General features: G+C 45.0%; 3 protein-coding genes and 2 pseudogenes. 3 read left to right on the top strand and 2 right to left on the bottom strand.

The window, feature by feature from the left end:
- Positions 1 to 861 (top strand): annotated as a pseudogene (locus F6K37_RS31225) (ParA family protein); the annotation flags it as partial.
- Between the two features lie 203 nt (positions 862 to 1,064).
- Here F6K37_RS31225 and F6K37_RS31220 read toward each other — a convergent pair.
- A complete protein-coding gene (locus F6K37_RS31220) occupies positions 1,065 to 2,078 on the bottom strand; it encodes a type I glyceraldehyde-3-phosphate dehydrogenase (protein ID WP_044492436.1) in 1,014 nt (337 codons plus the stop codon).
- A 636-nt stretch (positions 2,079 to 2,714) separates the two neighbouring features.
- Between F6K37_RS31220 and murC the strand changes: the two genes are divergently transcribed.
- Positions 2,715 to 4,262 carry a UDP-N-acetylmuramate--L-alanine ligase gene (gene murC, locus F6K37_RS31215; protein ID WP_287254427.1) on the top strand — a complete coding sequence of 516 codons (1,548 nt, stop codon included), beginning with the start codon at positions 2,715 to 2,717 and terminating at the stop codon, positions 4,260 to 4,262.
- 206 nt (positions 4,263 to 4,468) lie between these two features.
- A pseudogene (murB, locus tag F6K37_RS31210) lies at positions 4,469 to 5,266 on the top strand (UDP-N-acetylmuramate dehydrogenase); the annotation flags it as partial.
- Here the strand turns inward: murB and F6K37_RS44965 are convergent.
- Entirely contained in the window at positions 5,231 to 5,314 is an 84-nt protein-coding gene (locus F6K37_RS44965; RefSeq protein WP_353838706.1) for a YebC/PmpR family DNA-binding transcriptional regulator, read from the bottom strand. The pseudogene murB and the gene F6K37_RS44965 overlap by 36 nt on opposite strands.
- Positions 5,315 to 5,345 lie beyond the last annotated feature (31 nt).

Here is a 5,345-nt window from a genome sequence, read left to right as displayed (position 1 = left end):
AAAAAACAAAAGATAGTAGCTGTAATTGACGGATTGGAAGACTTATTTCAAGAATTTGCTCAGAATGAAGATCAACAAACTGCTTTACGAGCGTTATTGCAAGATGTTCCTCAATGGCTGGAACAACAACCCTTTCGTTGTTTAGGAATTATTATTTTTGTCAGACAAGATATTTTAACTGCTTCTGTCCGTCAAAATTATGGTCAAATGAAATCTCGCTATCAGCCTTATAGGTTAAGGTGGAATGAAGAAAGCGTATTGAGATTAGTTGCTTGGGTTGCCGATAAAGCTAATATTTCGTTAAACTTAAATCCAGCCGAGCTTCAAGATATGAATGAAGCAGAACTGACGGAAAGTCTAAGACCCTTGTGGGGCAAAAACCTAGGAAACGATCGCTCTAGACAAGCACGTTCTGCTCCGTTTGTCATTGCCGCATTATCTGACTACAATGGACAAATTCAGTCTAGGGATGTCGTGCGTTTTCTTAAAATTGCGGCAGGACAATCCATTGATGATGATTATTGGCAAGACCGAATTCTAGTTCCCAAAGCAATTCGAGGTTGTTTGGATGAATGCAGCCAAGAAAAAATTACAGAAATAGAGCTAGAAAATGAACCGTTAAAAAGAGTATTTAATAAATTACGTCCATTATCAGCAGATCAGAAAAAAAGCCCTTTTCAACTAGAAAATATTGACTTATCTCCAGAAGACATTAGCCTCCTTAAAGAAAATGGAGTCATTATCGCTGACGGCGATAAGTATTACGTTTCAGAAATCTTTCGTTTAGGATTAGGGTTTTCCCAAAATGTTGGCAGACCAAAAATTATGGCTTTAGCTCGTCGAGCTACACAAAGACTCTAGATGATGGTTATTAACGGTTTATTGACCTCTCCCCTCCTTCAAAGAAGGTGATTGAAACGGTTAAGGGAGCAGGGGTGTTTCAAAATTCAATAAATTAGAGCGAGAGAGGGGAATAGGTTAAACGTCTTGGTTCAATAAACAATGAACCCTAACGAATGAACACTCTTCCCCAGACTCTTGCTTTACGAACTAGGCTCTCACAACTAATTCGACCATTTTTGGGCAACTAACTCAGCCAAATCTACAACCCGCTGAGAGTAACCCCACTCATTGTCATACCAGGCAACTACCTTAACCATATCGCCACCCATGACCATAGTTAAGCTAGAATCCACAATTGAGGAAGCATCATGACCCCTGTAATCACAGGAAACAAGAGGTTCGTCGCCGTAAGCCAAAATTCCCTTGAGTGGGCCTTCAGCTGCTTCTTTGAGCACTTGATTGACCTGCTCAGCAATGGTACTTTTCTCCACTTGAACCACCAAGTCAACGATAGACACATTAGGAGTTGGCACCCGCAGAGCAATACCATTGAGTTTCCCTTTCAGTTCAGGAATCACTAGGGCTACCGCTTTGGCCGCACCAGTAGAGGTAGGGACAATGTTGAGCGCTGCTGCCCGAGCCCGACGTACATCCCGGTGGCTCGCATCAAGAAGCCGCTGGTCCCCCGTGTAGCTGTGGGTTGTGGTCATTGTCCCTTTGATAATGCCAAACTGCTCATGCAGTACTTTGGCAAAGGGAGCTAGACAGTTGGTAGTACAGCTAGCATTGCTAATCACGTTATTTCCTTCGTCGGTGTAGTCTTCGTGATTAACACCCATGACATAGGTGGGGACGTCGCCTTGGCCAGGAGCAGTGATTAGCACTTTCTTAGCACCAGCAGCTATATGCTTGCCAGCTCCATCCTGATCTCGGAAGACACCAGTGGCTTCGATAACTAGGTCAACACCCCAAGAGTCCCAGGGCAAGTTCAAGGGGTTCCGGTCGGATACACACTTGACAGTTTTTCCATTAGCTGTGATGGAATTTTGATCACAACTGATATCTGCATCAAGTTTGCCCAGCATTGAGTCGTATTTGAGCAGATGGGCATTTGTCTTGGGATCAGAGGTATCATTGATTCCCACTATCTCTAACTGGCTATTCTCCCGAGTCAGCCAGCATCTCATAAAGTTGCGTCCGATGCGTCCAAAACCATTGATCGCTACTCTAATCACTGCTTCTTGCCCTCTGTAATTCAAAGTAAATATTTTCTTAATGATTCTAATAATATCGCAAAGGTTGAAACAATTTGAAACTTTTACTGAATTAATGTGGTGTGATGTACTCGTTTTGAAGCCAGATGGGTATACTTATCTCCAAAGCTGGAGGTTTTGGGAGCAGAGTCTCCTCTGGGGATGGCACAGATCTGACAGATCTCAATATTGCCTCGGCAACCTGATTTTACTCACGCCATGTCTGAATGCAGTCGCTCCCAAAGCCCCTCTCCCCTAACCAGTCTCAACCGATTAGTTTGGTATGTAAGTCCTAACCCTCATGGTTGGGAGTCATACGGATAAACCCAAAAATCACCACTAGCTCTGTTCTAGTGCTATTTTATGGGTGTTTATGGGTCTTGGGACGTTTTTCCGGATTGAGAACTCTTGTTGACGTGTAATATATACGACAATCTAGGTACTCAAAAATCAGTTATGTAACAGTTACGTTATCAAACTTAAGGTATTATTCCCCGGTTTGACAGTACAGATGTACTTATTTACCAAAAATTATTCCTGGATATGTATTTTTCCTGATATGATAGCGCGTGTTATTGGCAAATTAGGCGTGTGCGGTGTGGTGTGTAAGGAGTTAAAATGCCAAAGACTGTTGATTTCAGTAATAAACCATTTCATTTCATTGGTATTGGCGGAATTGGGATGTCAGCTCTTGCCTACATCCTAGCCAAACGCCAATTCCGAGTATCTGGCTCAGATACTCGGACAACCCATATCACGCAACGTTTGCAAGCAGTAGGTGCTCAGATCTTCAGACAGCAGTGTGCTGCCAACTTAGAATTTTTCCAATCCAGGAACGCACCAGCTTGTGAGGACGTAGCAGCTAAAACGGTTAGCACGAGTTTGAACCCAAAGGCGCTCACAGAAATATCACAATCAAGTCCGACTATATCTGTAGCTGACCCCTGTTTAGGATTGCCTCAAGTTATCTGTTCCACAGCAATTAACCCATTAAACTCTGAGTATCAGGCAGCTTTAAAGCTAGGTTGCCCGATTTTCCATCGCTCAGATTTACTAGCGGCGTTGATTGAAGACTATTACAGTATAGCAGTCGCTGGGACTCATGGGAAAACTACAACCAGTAGTTTGATCGGTTATCTACTGTGGCAAGCGGGTTGTGACCCCACCATGATTATCGGTGGTGAGGTGGATGCTATCGGTGGTAATGCCAGGCTGGGAAATGGACCATTACTGGTTGCTGAGGCTGATGAATCCGATGGTTCATTGGTTAAGCTCTCCGCCGAGATTGGTGTAGTAACCAATATTGAGCTGGATCATCCAGACCATTACCAGAAGTTAGAGGAGGTTGTTGAAATATTCCAGACGTTCGCGAAGCGCTGTAAAAATTTAGTGGGATGTATTGATTGCGAGACAGTGCGATCGCAACTAAAACCGAATATCAGCTATAGTCTACGGCGGGATATGGGGGCAGACTATAGCGTTGATGATGTAACTTATGAAGCTAATGGCACTACCGCCAGAGTTTGGGAGGGCAATCAGGTTTTAGGTCGGTTGGAGCTGAAATTGCTGGGCAAACATAATCTCAGCAATGCCCTAGCCGCAGTAGCAGTAGCACGAAATTTGGGGTTAGAGTTTGAGGCAATTGCCTCCGGGATCGCTAGCTTTGAGGGAGCAAAACGCCGATTTGAGCTGCGGGGCAAGTGCAATGATATTAGTTTTGTGGATGACTATGCTCACCACCCCAGTGAAATTCAGGCAACCCTAGCTGCCGCAAGAATTCAGGTCAACGCTGACCAGCGAATAATTGCAATTTTCCAACCTCACCGATATAGTCGTACCCTGAGGTTTCTCCCCGAGTTTAGTGTTTCCTTTAGTAACGCTGACTTGGTGGTTATCAGTGATATCTACAGTGCTGGGGAACCAGATTTAGGAGAAATTAGTGGGGAAAACCTTTATCAGGCGATCGCATCTAACCATAAGGATGTGCATTACAAACCAACTCTCGAATCAGTGGTAGAGTTTCTCAACCAAATTCTCTGTCCCGGGGACTTAGCCCTATTCTTGGGAGCCGGTAATCTGAATCAGATTATTCCTAAGGTTATGGGGTTTTACCAACAGCCTGACAATGGCTTAGTTAAGCAAGATTTAGCCCCAAAGCATCAATAATTGTCAATCAAGCTAGGGAATCGTAACTATAGACCTACCTCAGAAGGTCAGTATGATCTCAAGCCTCTACTATACTCGTGAATCAACTTTCCACGAACTCCTCTGGGTACTCTACCCCCTAGCAATTCTAGCCAATGTGACTGCCAAAAACCGATCGGCATTATTTTCATTGTGTGTAGATCCGACTCTCTACCCTGATTTTCCTGATGATAACTAGCGTGCTAACCCAGAAAAAAACTCCTTCCCAGTTACAGTTGTATATTCCAGGAACCAATTGTCCACTTCAGTCCCAGGTATCCTTAGCCAAACTCACCTCATTTCGTGTGGGAGGTCCCGCTCAGTGGTACGTCGCCCCTCGGAGCCTAGAAGACCTACAAGCTAGTTTCCAGTGGGCTCACTACCAAAAATTACCCCTAACCCTGTTAGGGGCGGGTTCCAACCTTCTAGTCAGCGATATCGGTTTACCGGGTTTGGTAATTTGTACTCGCTATCTGCGCCATACTCACTTTGATGCAGATACAGGGAGAATTACCGCCAGTGCTGGTGTACCGATTGCCCGTCTGGCATGGCAGGCTGCCAAACGAGGCTGGGAAGGGCTAGAGTGGGCTGTGGGCATACCTGGAACCGTTGGTGGTGCTGTGGTCATGAATGCTGGTGCCCACAAAAGTTCCACAGCTGATCTTCTGTTTCATACAGATGTTCTATCCCCTGATGGCTCAATGGCGCAACTCACTAGCCAAGACCTAGGCTTTAGCTATCGCACCTCAATCCTTCAAGGTAGCGATCGCATAGTCACCCAGGCCACATTTCAGTTAAAACCGGGTGCTGAACCAAAACAGGTGCGCTCACTGACATCGCAGCATTTGTCAAAACGACATACTACCCAACCTTACCACCTACCTAGTTGTGGCAGTGTCTTCCGCAACCCTGACCCCTATGCTGCTGGTTGGCTAATTGAACAAATTGGTCTAAAAGGCTACCAAATTGGTGTTGTCAGAGCTGCATTCAACCAACAACGCGATACCGCAAGGAGCGTAACCTTCGTAAGTCATGTCCTCGTAATTAACACCATCTAAATCGCCC

This window comes from Moorena sp. SIO4E2, from assembly GCF_010671945.1.
Classification (GTDB): Bacteria; Cyanobacteriota; Cyanobacteriia; order Cyanobacteriales; family Coleofasciculaceae; genus Moorena; species Moorena producens.
The sequence above is the reverse complement of the archived record's forward strand: the minus strand, read 5'-3'. Positions and strand labels throughout refer to the sequence as shown.

Coding starts and splice junctions, on each gene's coding strand:
- murC (WP_287254427.1), top strand. CDS start 2,715: ATGCCAAAGACTGTTGATTTCAGTAATAAACCATTTCATTTCATTGGT.
- F6K37_RS44965 (WP_353838706.1), bottom strand. CDS start 5,314: ATGACTTACGAAGGTTACGCTCCTTGCGGTATCGCGTTGTTGGTTGAA.